Origin of the sequence: Enterococcus sp. AZ071 (assembly GCF_050499065.1) — a bacterium.
Classification (GTDB): Bacteria; Bacillota; Bacilli; order Lactobacillales; family Enterococcaceae; genus Enterococcus_A; species Enterococcus_A ferrettii.
On the sequence record NZ_JBIPAS010000001.1, the window covers coordinates 417,854 to 432,842 of the forward strand.

Genomic DNA, 14,989 nt, shown 5'->3' on the forward strand with positions numbered 1-14,989 from the left:
AGATGGGTATTCCAATCACCATTATTTCTGGTTTTTTAGGTTCAGGGAAAACGACCTTGATCAATCAGGTATTAAAAGGCACTAATCTGGCTTCTGAAGAGATAGTAATTATCGAAAATGAGTTTGGTGAGACTGGGATTGATCACGAACTGCTGCTGCATTCCCAAGAACGAATTTTTCAAATGAATGGTGGCTGCATCTGCTGCAGTTTGCGAACGGATTTGATTAATGCCTTGTCAGCTGTTCTCGAGGTGTTTGTTGATCAAGGTTATCCGATTAAACAGATTATCATTGAAACCAGTGGCATTTCTGATCCTCAACCAATCATGCAAACGATTGTGGCAACGCCGGGGATCTGCTCCCATTTCTATTTGGACAGTGTAATTACAGTGGTCGATAGTGATCAATTCGAACGAAATTTTCTCTATCCAGAGGCACTTAAGCAGCTAGCAATTGCTGATCGGATCTTCATTTCGGAAAAATCAGAAACCGATGCTTCAAAAATCCCTAAAGTTGTTCAGGAAATAGAAACGATGAATCCACTAACTGATTTTCATACGTTTTCTCTGTCAATGAAGGAGTCGCTGCTTGCTGCACAGGTTTTAGGAATTGCTCGTTTTCATCAACAGTTGCAATCAGATAAGACGGAGGAGCACGCACACCATGCTCACAAGGAACACCATCATCAGGAGTTGAGGCATAATTTTGAAGCCTTGAAATTACAAGGGCAGGCCGAAATTCCTGAAAAACTTTTAGTAAGGTGGATTGATTGGTTGCTACTGAATAATCCTGATAATATCTTTCGAATTAAAGGATTTGTACAATTAGCTGAAAACGATTATTTGACGGAGATTCAAGGAGTGAATCAGGTGATTCAGTTTAATCCGACAAATCGCAAGGCTAAAGATAAGGTGAATGAAATAGTTATAATTGGAAAAAACTTGGATCAGAAGACTATTGGCAAAGCATTCAATAAGATTCAACGGATATAGTTTGAAAGGAGGCCTATTTTTATGGAAAAATCAGATGTATCTAGTGCATACCGACGTTTAAGAAGTCCCAATATTAAAACGCGCAAAAGGGCGTTAAAAATTATTAAGGAAGCAAAACGCAATCAAACAAAAAAATAAAAGTAAATGAGATCAAAATGCTAGCTAGGTATTCTGATCTCATTTTTTTGTTGGCTAACTAAAATAATTCCAGCGCTTTATCAGCAAATCGTTGCCCGAAAGTTTTAAACAATTCTTTGGATTCTTCAAAATGGTTTCCAACAGCATCTAGTGCAACGGGTCCATGGTGAATAAAGGGTTTGCCTAACGCTGAGCCACCTGAATAGACCAGCATTCCTTTAGTCACCAAAATTCCCACTAAGGACATGATAGCTGAATCGCTGCCGCCTTGGGCATAATGAGCAGTGGCAAAACAACCACCTAGCTTTCCACCTAGCTTAATGGTACGGTCTTTAGTCAGCCATTCAATGACCCGCCAATGGGAGGTTGCTACATAAGTTGGAGTACCGAAGATGATACCTGCACACTCATTTAAATAGTTTTCATCCAACTGTTCGTTAAGTGAAAATAAACGAACTTCCACATCTTTAGATTGTATTCCTTCCGCAATACATTCAGCCATTTCATGCGTATGACCGCCATGTGTATAGTAAATTATTCCCAGTTTCATTTTGTCTCCTTTGCAATCTTTTTCTTCACTATAAATTCATCTAATAGAATTGGCAAGTTCTTTTACAGCTAATGCTTGACTAATATAGAAGAAAACACAAAAAAACCGCATGAGACTGTTAAATTCTCATGCGGTCCGCTATAGGGAATTTACTTTTTAGTTAAAGCAAAAATAGCGACATTAATTAAAATTTATTTTGCTTCTTTTTCTACCATCTTGTAAAGGTCTTCTCTGTGACCCATAGTTGCTAAAGCAGAAAGTTCTTTAGAAGCGGTGTGATCAAAGCCTTTACCTTTAGTATCGGTAATTTCCCATACACCTGATGAGAATGGAGTTTCATGGTCACCAGAAGACATATTTTCGATAGTTACTACATACATATCATTTTCCATAGTAACAGTTGCTTTCATAAATTCGCTAGTGTCTGCATATTTCAAATCACCATCATCAGCAGTTACTGCTTCAGAAGTTGTTTCATTTGGAGCAGCGAACAAGCCCATTTTATCAGTGATATCTACAGAGCTGTTCCCATCAAACATTGATTTAGAAAGAGCAATACCATCTTCAGATTCAGGTGCAAAATACCAACCTTTATCACCAGAAGCAGCATGCATAAATGCTAGGTGAAGGTATTCATCGCCATCTTTAGCAGGAACTTCAAATTTTACTTTTTCGCCAGGCTTAGTAGCACCCATTACTTTACCATCAGAGCTATCATAACTGCCGACGATTTGTCCTACGCTGGACATGCCCATACTCTCATTGCCACTGTTCATTGACCCGCTTGTTGAATCACTTGTTTCTGAACTGCTCATGCTTGAACTAGACATGCTCGAGCTACTCATACTTGAACTGCTCTGACTATTATCGGTGCTTCCTGAACCACACGCACCTAATATTAAGGTTAATGTAGCTACTGTGAATCCTCCAATTAATGCTTTCTTCAACATACTTCATCCATCTCCTCGTCGTTTTTTCATTACACCATTGATGATATGCTCAATAAAGAGGATAGACAATCAATCAGATTATGAAATACTCTGTTATTTCTAAGAGTAAAAGTTGTTCGTTCTCATTTTATTTTTTTGCGAATACTACGAAAGTGCTAAAAGAGTTGTTTTAGCTCCACCTGATTAATGAGAAAAATGAATTGAATTGTGAAATAAATAAGATTATGCGAGAATTGTATTTTTTCTGGTTTAATACTTTCTTAAACTTAAGCAGTTTTATAGATGATTTCGCTTACTTTTTGTCAATAATGACTGAAACAGATTAGTTGTTTAGGATTACAAGAAAGAGTAGGATGGCTTTGTAAGCGTTATAGTGAAAGGATGATTAAAATGACAATAAATTATCAGACAAGTAATGCTGAGGGGCCAATCGACTTTATCAACACTCATGATTTAGAAGAACAGGCAAAAGAAGTAATTCCCAAAGGTGGATATGGCTACATAAGTAGTGGTGCAGGTGATATTTTTACTTATCGTGAAAATGAGAGGGCTTTTGAACATCAGTTGATAATCCCTCATGTGTTGAAGGATATAGAGTTGCCAACAACGGAAGTTACCTTTATGGATGAAAAGCTGCGGGCGCCCATCATTATGGCACCAATCGCTGCCCATGGTTTGGCTAACATGCAAGGAGAAGAAGCAACTGCAAAAGGGGTAGCTGATTATGGCTCAATTTTCTCAATCAGTTCGTACGCCTCTCGCACGATTGAACAAATTCGGCAAGCTGCCGGTCCCGAAGCCTGTCAGTGGTTCCAACTGTATATGAGCAAGGATGATGGCGTCAATATCGACATATTATCTAAAGCTAAGGAAAGTGGAGCAAAAGCGATTATCTTAACTGCTGATGCAACAGTTGGTGGTAACCGAGAAACGGATAAACGAAATGGCTTTACTTTCCCGTTGCCAATGCCAATCGTACGAGCATACCAATCAGGTGTCGGTCAAACGATGGATGCTGTTTATGGTTCATCTAAGCAAAAGCTTAGTCCAAAAGACGTGACCTTTATTGCGAAAAATTCTTCGCTGCCAGTCTTTGTAAAAGGAATCCAGTCAGAAGAGGATGTTGAGCGGGCATTAGATGCGGGTGCTAATGGTATATGGGTATCCAATCATGGTGGTCGACAGTTAGATGGCGGCCCTGCAACTTTTGATTCCTTGCAGTATGTGTCAAAAGCGGTGAACAAACGTGTACCGATTATTTTCGACAGTGGGGTCCGCCGTGGTCAGCATGTCTTTAAAGCCATCGCCTCTGGCGCAGATCTGGTGGCAATTGGACGACCAGCAATATATGGTCTCGCTTTAGGTGGTGCAACTGGCGTTCAGCAAGTTTTTGAATTTTTCCAAAGAGAACTGGAAATGGTTATGCAATTAGCAGGAGCTCAAACAATCTCTGATATTACTCAAACGAAATTAAGAAGAAACTATTACATGTAAGACAGTATAAAAGAGTATCAAAAGACTATTTAGTGTCTTTGATGCTCTTTTTTCTTCTATTATTTTAATAAATTTTGCGCTTTTTCTGTATTGGCAAAATGCAGTTTCGCATAGTTTGTCAACAATTCGCTGCCACCTCGTTTAAGTAAAATAGCTGCGGCCTGATCAGAGGGTTTCCCCGCACCTGAGGGAATCACGATTCCTACCTCTTCAGATGCTTCATCCAGTCCTTCTAGGAACCTAGCTCGACTAATAATGGAGGCAGCTGCTACAGCCAAATGATAGTGTTCACCCTTAGTTATAAAGTAGATTTGCTCGTCTATTTGGCGTTTCTCGCCTTTTACGTGCTTTTTATAGTTCGCTGGTGGAGTAAATTGATCAATTAGAATAGCATCCGGTTTTTGAGGAAATATTTGCTCTAATAACAAGGCGATTGCTTGATTGTGCAGAGCGACCTTCATCCGAACCGCGTTGTATTTAGGTTGGATCTCGTTGTATTTTTTAGGCATTAGAACCAATAATTTATAAGGAATCAAATCCTTTATTTTTACGGCCATTTCACGGATTTGCAAATCAGTCAGCATCTTGGAGTCTTTTACACCGAGATGCCTTAACTCAGGTAATTTTTCTCTATCTGCGGAGGCAGCACAGACACATAAAGGACCGAAATAGCTGCCATTCCCCACTTCATCACTACCAATAACTGATAATTGAGCAAAACCATCAGGTAGTGTGGCAGTTGAAGAACCTGCTGCTTTTCGAGTTGAGCTTTCAATAGTTCCCCATTTACTAGCCTCAACATTAGCGTTATTTCCCTGAAAGGTTACTGTACCAGAAGTATAAGCGGTAATGCTAATTCCGTTTTTTTTAGCCGTGAATTCAGTATAAGGGATGTTTTTTTTAGTCAGATCATTGCAGTAGTATTCTTCGAGCTCTAACAACTTACTTCTCGATAATTTCAATACATTTAAGCGCATAAAGTTTTCTCTTTTCTTTAATTTCGCAGACTTTTCTTTGATGAAAGTTGTAAAAACGCCCTCTTATAGCATATAATAAACTAGTGTTTTTTCGACAATATTGCGAGGAGGGAAAATCCGCATGGCTCAAAATAGATACAAAGCAACCGTAGCTGGACAGACATATACTATCATTGGTCAGGAATCCAAGCAACACATGGACATGGTTTTAGCATTGGTAAATGAACAGTTGAATGAAATAAAAAACTTGTCACCGGAGATTACAGCGGAGAAGGCTGCGATCTTATTAGCAATCAATGCGGTATCCGATCAAGTCAAGAAGCAAGAGGAACTGCTGCAGCTAAAGAAGCATCAGGCTGATTTGAAGCGCCGGGCTGCTCGGTCAGTGGAGCTTGAAAATAAAATAAAAAAGATCGAAGCGATTGAAGCAGAAGCAAAGTCAATTATGCAAAAAAATGGACAGAATAATGCGCAAATCCGCAATCATGTAGAAGCGCAACAAGTTGTAAACGAAAATCGCAAGCGTGAAATTCAAAAACGTGCTGCTAATAAGTGAGGAAAACCATGCTAACGCTATTTATCTTAATTGTTTTTATTCTTTCTTTTTATACCGGTTACCGTAGAGGAACAGCGTATCAACTATTTTTCACAGTAGGATACGTGCTTTCATTTATCGCGGCTTTGGTATTCTACAAGGGAGTGGGAGAGAAACTGGAATTATTCGTTCCCTATCCTTCGGTTACCAGCGAGTCCAATATGGTTTACTATTCTATCGAACAGGGATTTAATCTAGATCAAGCCTTTTATGCCGGCTTTGCCTTTGTGATGATCCTGTTTATCGGCTGGCTGATTACACATTTGTTCTCGATCTTTTGCCGAAACTTGTTGTATCAAGTGTTGATGCCGCAATATGATGGAATAGTTGCTGGAGTGGTTTCGTTAGTGCTAGCCTATGTTGCTGTCTTTCTTCTGCTGAAGCTGGCAAGCTTCGTACCGATGGCATTGGTCCAAAATGCTATTTCGGGAAGTTTTCTTGCACGTTTTATCATTGATTATTCGCTATTTTTAAGTGGTGCCTTTGATAATTTGTGGGTAACGAGAATTATTGGACAAATTTAAAAACCGGAACTTTAGGGTTTCGGTTTATTTCTTATTGTAGAAGGTGAATGCAATGAATGAACGAATTCTAACAACCTTAGGATTTGATGATGTAAAAATGAAGGTTGCTCAGTACTTGGCAACCGCACAAGGAACTGATGAATTAAATCAGTTAGTGCCTTCTAGTGATAGTCATACCATTCGTGCCTGGTTGGAAGAATCAGAGGATGGAATGAAGGTACTGCGTCTGCGGGGTGGCCTGCCGGTCCCTAAACTGATGAACATCAGTCCTCATATGAAACGAATTGAAATTGGTGCAAATCTTAATGGCTTGGAATTGGCCGAGGTAGCACGAATACTATCAACAACTAGTGAAATGACGCGTTTTATTGAAGATTTACAAGATAGTGAATTGGATTTCGCTCGTTTATATTTCTGGGCGGATCAATTAGTGACCTTGCCGGAATTAAGTGGTCGTCTCCGACGTTCAGTTGAAGAAGATGGGCGGATTAGAGACGAAGCATCACCTGAATTACGGACGATTCGCAGTCAAATCCGTCGCAGTGAACAAAACATCCGAGAACAGTTGGATGGCTTGGTTCGTGGTAAGAATGCTAAATATCTAAGCGACGCAATTATTACAATGCGTAATGACCGCTATGTTATTCCGGTAAAACAAGAATACCGTGGAACCTTCGGCGGAGTAGTTCATGACCAAAGCGCTTCAGGTCAAACATTATTCATTGAACCCAAGCAAGTGGTAGAATTGAATAACCGTCTGCGTCAGCAGCAAATTTCTGAACGTACAGAGATTGAACGGATTTTATCTGAACTCTCTGCTGAACTAGTTCCTTATCGTCGTGAAATCATTCATAACGCCTATGTTTTAGGTCGTTTTGATTTGATGAATGCTAAGGCCCGCTTGGCCAAGGAGCTCAAGGCAGTCGTTCCAGAGCTTAGTGAAGAAAACCATGTATTCTTTAAACAAGCAAGACATCCATTATTGGATCCAAATACGGCAGTGGCGAATGACATCACGATCGGTGAAAACTATCAGGCAATCGTTATTACAGGTCCCAATACGGGTGGTAAGACAGTCACCTTGAAAACGTTAGGACTTTTGCAGCTAATGGGGCAAGCTGGGTTACCATTGCCAGTTGGCGAAGAAAGCCGGATGGGGATCTTCGAAGAGGTCTTTGCGGACATTGGTGATGAGCAGTCGATTGAACAAAGCTTATCTACTTTCTCTTCTCATATGACAACAATTGTTTCGATCTTGGAGAAGATTAATGAACGCAGTTTGGTTCTGTTCGATGAGTTGGGAGCTGGCACCGACCCTCAAGAAGGTGCTGCTTTGGCAATAGCGATATTGGATGCAGTCGGTGCTAAGTCGTCTTATGTAATGGCAACGACCCATTATCCTGAATTGAAAATTTACGGCTATAACCGTCCTAATACGATCAATGCCAGCATGGAATTCGATGTAGATACTTTAAGTCCAACCTATCGTTTACTGATTGGTGTTCCAGGCCGTAGTAATGCTTTTGAGATTTCTCGTCGTTTAGGTCTGGATGCAGGAATTATCGAAAGTGCTAAACAGATTATTGATGATGAAAGTCAAGACTTGAACGACATGATCGCTGATCTAGAAAATCAGCGTAAAATGACAGAAACGGAGTATCATGAAGTTCGCCATTATGTAGAGGAGTCTGAAATCTTGTACCGCGACTTGAAGAATGCCTACAGCTATTTCTTTGATGAACGTGAAAAGGAAATGGAAAAGGCTCGGAAACAGGCCAATGAATTGGTTCAACAAGCTCAAGAAGATGCTGAGAAGATTATCAAGGATATTCGGCAACTGCAGCTGTCTGGTCAGGGAAATGTAAAAGAACATCAGTTGATTGATGCTCGAACTCAGCTGGAGGATCTGAAACAAGATGAACAGTTGAAGAAAAATAAAGTTTTGCAAAAGGCGAAGGCCAAGAAGCAATTTAAAGAAGGCGACGAAGTATTAGTCGAAGCCTATGGCCAACGAGGAACTTTGTTAAAGAGAATGGGCAACAATGATTGGCAGGTACAGATCGGTATTTTGAAGATGACAATTTCTGAAGATGATATGACATTAACAACACCGATTGAGGAACCACAGCAAAGAGTTATAACAGGGGTTCAACGAGGAGCAGGCTCACGGGTGAAAACCGAATTGGATGTACGAGGCATGCGATATGAAGCTGCTCTGGCGGAAGTGGATCAATATATTGACGCTGCTTTATTAGCAAATTATGCACAAGTTCGAATTATCCATGGTAAAGGTACTGGCGCATTACGAAAAGGAATTACAGATTACTTAAAAAATCACCGCAATGTCAAAAGCTTTGAATTTGCGCCGGCCAGCGAAGGCGGAGATGGCGCAACGGTGGTAACTTTTAAGTAATGTTTACAACTGTAAGCAGAACAATAGCATAGGGGCAAATTGCATGCTATAATGTGAATACAAATTTGAGGAGGGATATCATGTCACAAGTAGTAACTGATACAACATTTAATGAAGAAACTGACAACGGCCTGGTCCTGATTGACTTTTGGGCAACTTGGTGTGGTCCTTGTCGGATGCAAGCACCAATTTTAGAACAATTAAGCGAAGAATATGATGAAGACCAATTAAAAATTGTAAAAATGGATGTTGACGAAAATCCAGAAACACCAGCATCATTTGGTATCATGAGCATCCCAACACTTGTGTTGAAAAAAGACGGTCAAGTGGTAGATAAAGTAATCGGTGTTCATACGAAAGATCAATTACAAGAATTAATTAGCGCTCATATGTAAGCAACGGAGCTGGGCATTATTGTCCAGCTTTTTGTCTGTTTTGAAACTATTTGGAAGGGAAACTTAGAATGAATGAACGAATAAAAAATAAGTTGGCCTTGCTTCCTGATCAACCAGGCTGTTACCTAATGAAGGACAAAAATGGGACAATCATCTACGTCGGCAAAGCGAAGGTTTTAAAAAACCGTGTACGTTCTTATTTTACAGGAAGTCACGACACCAAAACCGAACGACTGGTAAGTGAGATTGAAGACTTCGAATATATTGTTACCGAATCCAATATTGAAGCCCTGCTATTAGAAATCAACCTGATTAAGAAAAACGACCCCAAATATAATATTATGCTGAAGGATGATAAAACCTATCCTTTTATTAAGATTACCAATGAAAAATTCCCACGTTTATTGATTACTCGAAAGGTTTTGAAAGACAAAGCCTTGTATTTTGGACCTTATCCGGATGTTCGAGCAGCCAATGAAACGAAACGCTTATTGGACCGTTTGTTTCCATTGAGAAAATGCAAAGTTCTGCCTAAGGAAGTCTGCCTATACTATCATATGGGGCAATGCTTGGCACCTTGTGTATTTGATATTCCTCAAGTGCGTTATAAAATCATGGTAAATGAAATCAAGCGTTTTTTAAATGGTGGGCATATGGAAGTTCAAGAAGTTTTGGAAAAGAAAATGGCAGATGCCGCCGAAAATATGGAATTTGAAAAAGCCGCGGAATACCGAGATCAAATTAAAGCGATTGAAACCGTTATGACTAAGCAGAAGATGACCAATGCTGATTTGGTGGATCGCGATATATTTGGCTATGCTACTGATAAGGGCTGGATGTGTGTACAGGTTTTCTTTGTACGGCAAGGAAAACTGATTGAACGAGATGTCTCGATGTTTCCATTTTACAATCAGGCTGAAGAGGATTTCTTGACCTATATTGGACAGTTTTACCAAGAAAATGAACACTTTATCCCTAAGGAAGTTCTAATTCCTGATGCTATTGATAAGTCAAGTGTGGAAGCAATGCTGAAAACCAAGGTTTTACAGCCTCAACGAGGCGAGAAAAAGAAATTGGTAAAGCTAGCGGATAAGAATGCGCATGTAGCCTTAAATGAGAAGTTTAATTTAATTGAACGAAACGAAGCTCGAACAATCGGTGCTGTCGAACGCTTAGGCAATGCCATGAATATTCCCGAACCGATTCGAATTGAAGCCTTCGACAATTCCAATATCATGGGGACCGATCCGGTTTCTGCTATGGTAGTATTTATTGATGGGAAACCAGCTAAGAAAGAATATCGCAAGTATAAAATCAAAACAGTCAAGGGACCGGATGATTATGCTTCAATGCGAGAGGTTATTTACCGTCGTTATTCTCGAGTTCTGAAAGAAAATCTGCCGTTTCCTGATTTAATCGTTATTGATGGTGGAAAGGGGCAAGTAGATGCTGCAAGGGACGTTTTAGATAATCAGTTAGGCTTGGACATTCCGATTGCTGGATTGGCAAAAGATGACAAGCACAAAACCAGCGAGCTGCTGTTTGGACCGGATTTATCACGTATTCCGTTAGAACGGAATTCTCAGGAATTTTTCCTGCTGCAGCGTATTCAGGATGAAGTCCACCGTTTTGCGATTACCTTTCATCGACAGTTGCGCAGCAAAAATAGTTTTGCTTCTAAACTGGATAAAATTGAAGGATTAGGTCCTAAGCGAAAGAAACTGCTGTTGAAAGAATTTAAGTCACTTAAAAATATTCAAGCAGCCTCGGTAGAAGAACTGCAAGGTATTGGTATACCAAAAAATGTAGCTGAAAATGTTTATCAACAATTACATGAAGAAAAAAATGTATAGCACGCTTTACACGACATGTAAAGCGTGCTATATTTTTGTTAATGAATGTAAAGGGAACTATACATTGGAGGGGATCATTTGCAAAATCGAATTCAGCAATTGCGTAAAGCACATAAAATGACCCAAAGTGAACTAGCTGATCATCTCGAGGTAACTCGCCAAACGATTATTTCCTTGGAAAGTGGACGGTATAATGCTTCCTTGCTCTTAGCTCATAAAATCGCGCAATTTTTCGAGTCAACGATCGAAGAAATTTTCATTTTTGATGAGGAGGATGAAGAATGAGTAAGGTACCAAAAGTAAACCAACAAAATGCGAGCCATTTGCAAAGTAAAAATCATCGTTGTTTACAAGTAATTTTTTTCATATTTTTTTGTACGATGTTTTACTATAGCGCAACTAATTGGTTAGGATTAACAATTAATCGTAACTTCATAGATTTCTTTTCTGGCCTGTTTAGTTCACTAACGTTGGTTTTAGTAGTCTATATCGTTAGAAACCAATTTATTATGAAGCGGTATTTGAATCAGTAGATAAGGAGAATAAATAGATGGAAACTTTATCCAAAGCAGATAAGCAATACATGAATCGTTTACGCCAAAAAAATTTTTGGTATCTAGCAGCTATTGTTTTTGTTATTCTGTGTACACTATTTTTATATGTCGGTACCAATTGGCTGGAGATCAAAGTAAGTGGCCATACGGTTGATTTTTTGACTGGTATGTTTAGTTCACTGACGTTGATTCTCGTTTTGTATATTATGAAAAATCGACGAACGATGAACGATCCAAAGCTTTTGCGTAAACAGCGGATTGTAGTCATGGATGAACGAAATCAAGAGATTATCAACCAAGCATATCGATTAGGAACCTATACTTTAATCGTGAGTATTATCATTCTGAGTGTCGTTGGAAGCTTTGTACATCCGCTTATGACGCAGATAGCAGTTAGTTTGCTGTTTCTTTTCTTTGCAGCGTATTTAATTGCCTATCTGTATTATCGAAAAAAAAGTTAATTAAAAGAAAATTAGAGGAGTGAAGAAATGTTAACCGTAAGTAATTTAAGTAAGAGCTTTGGAAACTATAAAGCTCTTGAGGACTTATCTTTCACGATTGAAGATGGGAAAATTTTGGGGCTAATTGGTCAAAATGGAGCAGGAAAAACGACAACTTTCCGTCTGATTTTGGATTTCTTAACAAATGATACCGGGACCGTGCTATGGAATGGACAGCCAATTAAAGAAAAAGATTACGATATTATTGGGTATTTACCTGAAGAACGGGGACTGTATCCCAAAGTCACAATCGAAGAACAGTTATTATTCTTTGCCTCACTACGTGGTAAAAGCCGGAAAGAAATCGCACCAAAAATCGACGAATGGATGGAAAAATTTCAAGTAAAAGGGAAAAAGTCCGATAAAGTAAAATCGTTGTCGAAAGGAAATCAGCAAAAGGTTCAGTTGATTGCTACCTTAATTCATGAGCCAAAGCTGGTTATCTTAGATGAACCATTTAGTGGACTCGATCCAGTTAATGCTGAGTTGTTGAAAAATGGTATTCTAGAATTAAAGAAAAAAGGTTCTTGTGTCATTTTTTCTAGTCACAACATGGATAATGTTGAGAAAATATGTGACCATCTAATTATGTTGCGGGACGGGAGAACGGTGCTAAATGGTAAAGTTAGTGACATCCGCGCTTCGTTCGGACGGACGAAGCTCTATCTGTCCTCACCATTAACAGAAGAACAGCTAAGTAGCTTTGATGGAATCAGAGATATTCATCAACGCGAAGATGGTAGCTTCGACTTAACTTTGGCTAATCCGACAGTTGGCGAAAAAATATTTACATTGGCAACTAAAGATGGTTATATCCCGATGTTTAATCAGCAACCACCTACTCTGGAAGAGATTTTCAAATGGAAAGCAGGTGAACCAAATGAGTAAATTAGGAATTATCGTCAAAGACGTGTATAAGAAAAATGTGAAGTCAGCCGCCTTTGTTATTATGATTTTGGCACCTTTTCTTGTGATGGGCATTTTCTTTTTGGCCCAATATTTCTTTGGCGATATGACAGATATCAATAAGATTGGCGTGGTAGCCAATCAACCAGCAGTGGCTCAGCAATTTGAACAAGGTGATTCTGGGGAGTATACATTTTCTTCAATTGATAACGAAAAAGAAGCACAAAAACAATTGGAAGACGAGAAAATTGATGCCTATTTACAGCTGGATTTAAATGATGGAAATGTTTCTGGAAAATTGTATAGTACTTCGTCACTAGGGTCCTCTACTGAACTGGGAATTCAACAAGTCTTGAATCAAATCCAATCAGGTGTACGAGCTTCGAATCTTTCTCTAACAACTGAACAGGTACAAAAAGTGGTAGAACCCGCTAAGTTTAAAGCTGCTAAAGTTAGCTTTGAGAACGGTCAGATGAAGAATGATGAAGGGGATGCAGGTGTTCAAATGATTTTGAGCTTCCTGACAACAATTATCATGTTTGTCTTTATTATGACCTACTCATCGATTATTTCGCAGGAAATTGCTTCTGAAAAGGGAACTCGTATCATGGAAGTGTTGCTTTCGAGTATGAAAGCCAAGACGCATTATTACGGAAAGCTGTTAGGTATTTTACTTGTTGCGTTTACTCAATTAGCTATATACGGGATAGCATTAGTTGTAGCGTATCAGCAATTTAAAAATACTCCCATGGTCGAGTCTTTCTTGAGTAATGTATCTATCAAAAGTTTATTAGGTAAAAATATTCTTGTGATTGTCGGTTTTATGCTTGTGGGCATATTTATTTATGCTGTATTGTCCGCACTATGCGGATCATTAGTGAATAAAGCTGAAGATACAGCAAAAGCAATTCAGCCAGTTATGTACTTGTCTATGATTGGCTATATACTTGGATTGGTTTTGGGAGCTGCAAGTCCAAATAATATAATTATTAAAATTGCTTCCTATATTCCATTCATTTCTTCTTATTGCATGCCATTAAGATTAGCAACGAATACTGTTCAATTTTCTGGAGCTATAGTGTCGCTAGGAATTTTGTTAGTGACTACCGTTGTATTAACATTATTCTCAGCCCAATTGTATAAATCGAATGTCTTGGTCTACAGTGAAGGTGGGACCTTCAGCGCCTTGAAGCAATCCCTGTCAATTATGCGTAATGAACGTCGAAAATAATAAACAAAATAGTTGACCTATGAGCTAAACAGTTCCAGAATGAGAAAAGAAAGAGGAGGAATGAACATGGATAAAATGAAGCAACTTGCTAACGGTACTGAAATGCCTCGTTTAGGTTTAGGTGTGTGGCGTGTAGAAGATAATGTAGCAACTGATGCTGTAAAATGGGCAATTGAAGCTGGGTACCATTTGATCGATACAGCCGCTATTTATAAAAATGAAGTAGGCGTTGGTAAAGGAATTAAAGAATCTGGTGTTGACCGCAAAGACTTATTCATTACTACTAAGCTTTGGAACAGCGATCAAGGCTATGAATCGGCTCACCAAGCTTTCAATGACAGCTTAGAACGCTTGGGCTTAGACTATGTTGATTTGTATTTGATCCACTGGCCAGTTGAAGGCAAGTTCAGCGATTCTTGGCGGGCGATGGAAGAAATTTATGAGAGTGGCCGGGCAAAAGCTATCGGTGTTTCTAATTTCCATCAACACCATATTGAGGAATTAATGAAAACTGCCAAGATCAAACCAATGGTTGACCAGATTGAATTGCATCCAACCTTAACACAAGTTCCTCTTCGGAAATACTTAGCACAAGAGGGTATTGCGATTGAAGCATGGTCACCACTAGGACAAGGAAAAATTTTAGAAAATGAAACCCTTGTATCAATTGGTAAAAAACACGACAAATCAGCGGCACAAGTAATTATACGCTGGCATTTGCAAAATGATATTGTTGTTATTCCAAAATCGGTTCATGAAGATCGCATTCAACAAAACTTCAATGTTTTTGATTTCGAACTAACTGATGAAGAAATGAAACAAATTGATGAAATGAACATTGATGAACGTCTCGGTGGAGATCCAGACAATTTTGATTTTTAAATCGCAATTAAGGCTGTCAGCAATTTTGCTGACAG

Annotated in this window: 17 protein-coding genes; 14 read left to right on the forward strand and 3 right to left on the reverse strand. The window is 39.1% G+C overall.

Annotated elements, in window-relative coordinates; genetic code table 11:
* The first annotated feature begins 2 nt into the window (after positions 1-2).
* Positions 3-992, forward strand: coding sequence for a CobW family GTP-binding protein (locus IGI49_RS01985; RefSeq protein ID WP_207703409.1), 990 nt, complete (start codon positions 3-5; stop codon positions 990-992).
* A gap of 21 nt (positions 993-1,013) precedes the next feature.
* Complete coding sequence (locus tag IGI49_RS01990; RefSeq protein WP_207703410.1) at positions 1,014-1,130, forward strand: putative metal homeostasis protein; 117 nt, start codon at positions 1,014-1,016, stop codon at positions 1,128-1,130.
* 58 nt (positions 1,131-1,188) lie between these two features.
* On the opposite strand, the gene IGI49_RS01995 is transcribed toward IGI49_RS01990, so the two are convergent.
* Together IGI49_RS01995 and IGI49_RS02000 are read right to left on the reverse strand one after the other, a co-directional pair.
* Positions 1,189-1,680 (reverse strand): flavodoxin family protein, encoded by a 492-nt coding sequence (locus IGI49_RS01995; protein ID WP_207703411.1) that lies wholly within the window; start codon positions 1,678-1,680, stop codon positions 1,189-1,191.
* 191 nt (positions 1,681-1,871) lie between these two features.
* Positions 1,872-2,630, reverse strand: coding sequence for a hypothetical protein (locus IGI49_RS02000; RefSeq protein WP_207703412.1), 759 nt, complete (start codon positions 2,628-2,630; stop codon positions 1,872-1,874).
* Positions 2,631-3,020: 390 nt separating this feature from the next.
* Between IGI49_RS02000 and IGI49_RS02005 the strand changes: the two genes are divergently transcribed.
* Positions 3,021-4,124, forward strand: a complete 1,104-nt coding sequence (locus tag IGI49_RS02005) for an alpha-hydroxy-acid oxidizing protein (protein ID WP_207703413.1) — start codon at positions 3,021-3,023, stop codon at positions 4,122-4,124.
* 59 nt (positions 4,125-4,183) lie between these two features.
* Here the strand turns inward: IGI49_RS02005 and rnhC are convergent, their stop codons facing one another.
* A complete protein-coding gene (gene rnhC / locus IGI49_RS02010; protein WP_429963150.1) occupies positions 4,184-5,101 on the reverse strand; it encodes a ribonuclease HIII in 918 nt (305 codons plus the stop codon).
* 121 nt (positions 5,102-5,222) lie between these two features.
* Here rnhC and zapA point away from each other — a divergent pair, with 121 nt between their 5' ends.
* The 11 genes from zapA to IGI49_RS02065 all read left to right on the forward strand — a co-directional run bounded on the left by zapA (position 5,223) and on the right by IGI49_RS02065 (position 14,954).
* Positions 5,223-5,657: a cell division protein ZapA gene (zapA, locus tag IGI49_RS02015; RefSeq protein ID WP_010755934.1), complete on the forward strand. Its 435-nt coding sequence runs from the start codon at positions 5,223-5,225 to the stop codon at positions 5,655-5,657.
* Between the two features lie 8 nt (positions 5,658-5,665).
* Positions 5,666-6,220 carry a CvpA family protein gene (locus IGI49_RS02020; protein ID WP_207703414.1) on the forward strand — a complete coding sequence of 185 codons (555 nt, stop codon included), beginning with the start codon at positions 5,666-5,668 and terminating at the stop codon, positions 6,218-6,220.
* A 52-nt stretch (positions 6,221-6,272) separates the two neighbouring features.
* Complete coding sequence (locus IGI49_RS02025) at positions 6,273-8,633, forward strand: endonuclease MutS2 (protein WP_429963151.1); 2,361 nt, start codon at positions 6,273-6,275, stop codon at positions 8,631-8,633.
* Between the two features lie 80 nt (positions 8,634-8,713).
* The gene (gene trxA / locus IGI49_RS02030; RefSeq protein ID WP_207703416.1) at positions 8,714-9,028 is read left to right on the forward strand and encodes a thioredoxin; all 315 of its coding nucleotides are present in this window, start codon (positions 8,714-8,716) and stop codon (positions 9,026-9,028) included.
* 68 nt (positions 9,029-9,096) lie between these two features.
* Positions 9,097-10,881: an excinuclease ABC subunit UvrC gene (gene uvrC, locus IGI49_RS02035; protein WP_429963152.1), complete on the forward strand. Its 1,785-nt coding sequence runs from the start codon at positions 9,097-9,099 to the stop codon at positions 10,879-10,881.
* 78 nt (positions 10,882-10,959) lie between these two features.
* Positions 10,960-11,166 (forward strand): helix-turn-helix transcriptional regulator, encoded by a 207-nt coding sequence (locus IGI49_RS02040; RefSeq protein WP_429963153.1) that lies wholly within the window; start codon positions 10,960-10,962, stop codon positions 11,164-11,166.
* The gene (locus IGI49_RS02045) at positions 11,163-11,414 is read left to right on the forward strand and encodes a hypothetical protein (protein WP_429963154.1); all 252 of its coding nucleotides are present in this window, start codon (positions 11,163-11,165) and stop codon (positions 11,412-11,414) included. The genes IGI49_RS02040 and IGI49_RS02045 overlap by 4 nt, the downstream gene beginning before the upstream one ends.
* A gap of 17 nt (positions 11,415-11,431) precedes the next feature.
* Entirely contained in the window at positions 11,432-11,896 is a 465-nt protein-coding gene (locus tag IGI49_RS02050) for a DUF6442 family protein (RefSeq protein WP_429963155.1), read from the forward strand.
* Positions 11,897-11,923: 27 nt separating this feature from the next.
* A complete protein-coding gene (locus IGI49_RS02055) occupies positions 11,924-12,823 on the forward strand; it encodes an ABC transporter ATP-binding protein (RefSeq protein WP_429963156.1) in 900 nt (299 codons plus the stop codon).
* Positions 12,816-14,072 carry an ABC transporter permease gene (locus IGI49_RS02060; RefSeq protein ID WP_429963157.1) on the forward strand — a complete coding sequence of 419 codons (1,257 nt, stop codon included), beginning with the start codon at positions 12,816-12,818 and terminating at the stop codon, positions 14,070-14,072. Before IGI49_RS02055 ends, IGI49_RS02060 begins: the two co-directional genes overlap by 8 nt.
* Positions 14,073-14,132: 60 nt before the next feature.
* The gene (locus tag IGI49_RS02065; RefSeq protein WP_429963158.1) at positions 14,133-14,954 is read left to right on the forward strand and encodes an aldo/keto reductase; all 822 of its coding nucleotides are present in this window, start codon (positions 14,133-14,135) and stop codon (positions 14,952-14,954) included.
* Positions 14,955-14,989 lie beyond the last annotated feature (35 nt).

Excerpts from the sequence above, each read along its gene's own strand:
- IGI49_RS01985 (WP_207703409.1), top strand. The coding sequence starts at position 3 with ATGGGTATTCCAATCACCATTATTTCTGGTTTTTTAGGTTCAGGGAAA.
- IGI49_RS01990 (WP_207703410.1), top strand. The coding sequence starts at position 1,014 with ATGGAAAAATCAGATGTATCTAGTGCATACCGACGTTTAAGAAGTCCC.
- IGI49_RS01995 (WP_207703411.1), bottom strand. The coding sequence starts at position 1,680 with ATGAAACTGGGAATAATTTACTATACACATGGCGGTCATACGCATGAA.
- IGI49_RS02000 (WP_207703412.1), bottom strand. The coding sequence starts at position 2,630 with ATGTTGAAGAAAGCATTAATTGGAGGATTCACAGTAGCTACATTAACC.
- IGI49_RS02005 (WP_207703413.1), top strand. The coding sequence starts at position 3,021 with ATGACAATAAATTATCAGACAAGTAATGCTGAGGGGCCAATCGACTTT.
- rnhC (WP_429963150.1), bottom strand. The coding sequence starts at position 5,101 with ATGCGCTTAAATGTATTGAAATTATCGAGAAGTAAGTTGTTAGAGCTC.
- zapA (WP_010755934.1), top strand. The coding sequence starts at position 5,223 with ATGGCTCAAAATAGATACAAAGCAACCGTAGCTGGACAGACATATACT.
- IGI49_RS02020 (WP_207703414.1), top strand. The coding sequence starts at position 5,666 with ATGCTAACGCTATTTATCTTAATTGTTTTTATTCTTTCTTTTTATACC.
- IGI49_RS02025 (WP_429963151.1), top strand. The coding sequence starts at position 6,273 with ATGAATGAACGAATTCTAACAACCTTAGGATTTGATGATGTAAAAATG.
- trxA (WP_207703416.1), top strand. The coding sequence starts at position 8,714 with ATGTCACAAGTAGTAACTGATACAACATTTAATGAAGAAACTGACAAC.
- uvrC (WP_429963152.1), top strand. The coding sequence starts at position 9,097 with ATGAATGAACGAATAAAAAATAAGTTGGCCTTGCTTCCTGATCAACCA.
- IGI49_RS02045 (WP_429963154.1), top strand. The coding sequence starts at position 11,163 with ATGAGTAAGGTACCAAAAGTAAACCAACAAAATGCGAGCCATTTGCAA.
- IGI49_RS02050 (WP_429963155.1), top strand. The coding sequence starts at position 11,432 with ATGGAAACTTTATCCAAAGCAGATAAGCAATACATGAATCGTTTACGC.
- IGI49_RS02055 (WP_429963156.1), top strand. The coding sequence starts at position 11,924 with ATGTTAACCGTAAGTAATTTAAGTAAGAGCTTTGGAAACTATAAAGCT.
- IGI49_RS02060 (WP_429963157.1), top strand. The coding sequence starts at position 12,816 with ATGAGTAAATTAGGAATTATCGTCAAAGACGTGTATAAGAAAAATGTG.
- IGI49_RS02065 (WP_429963158.1), top strand. The coding sequence starts at position 14,133 with ATGAACATGGATAAAATGAAGCAACTTGCTAACGGTACTGAAATGCCT.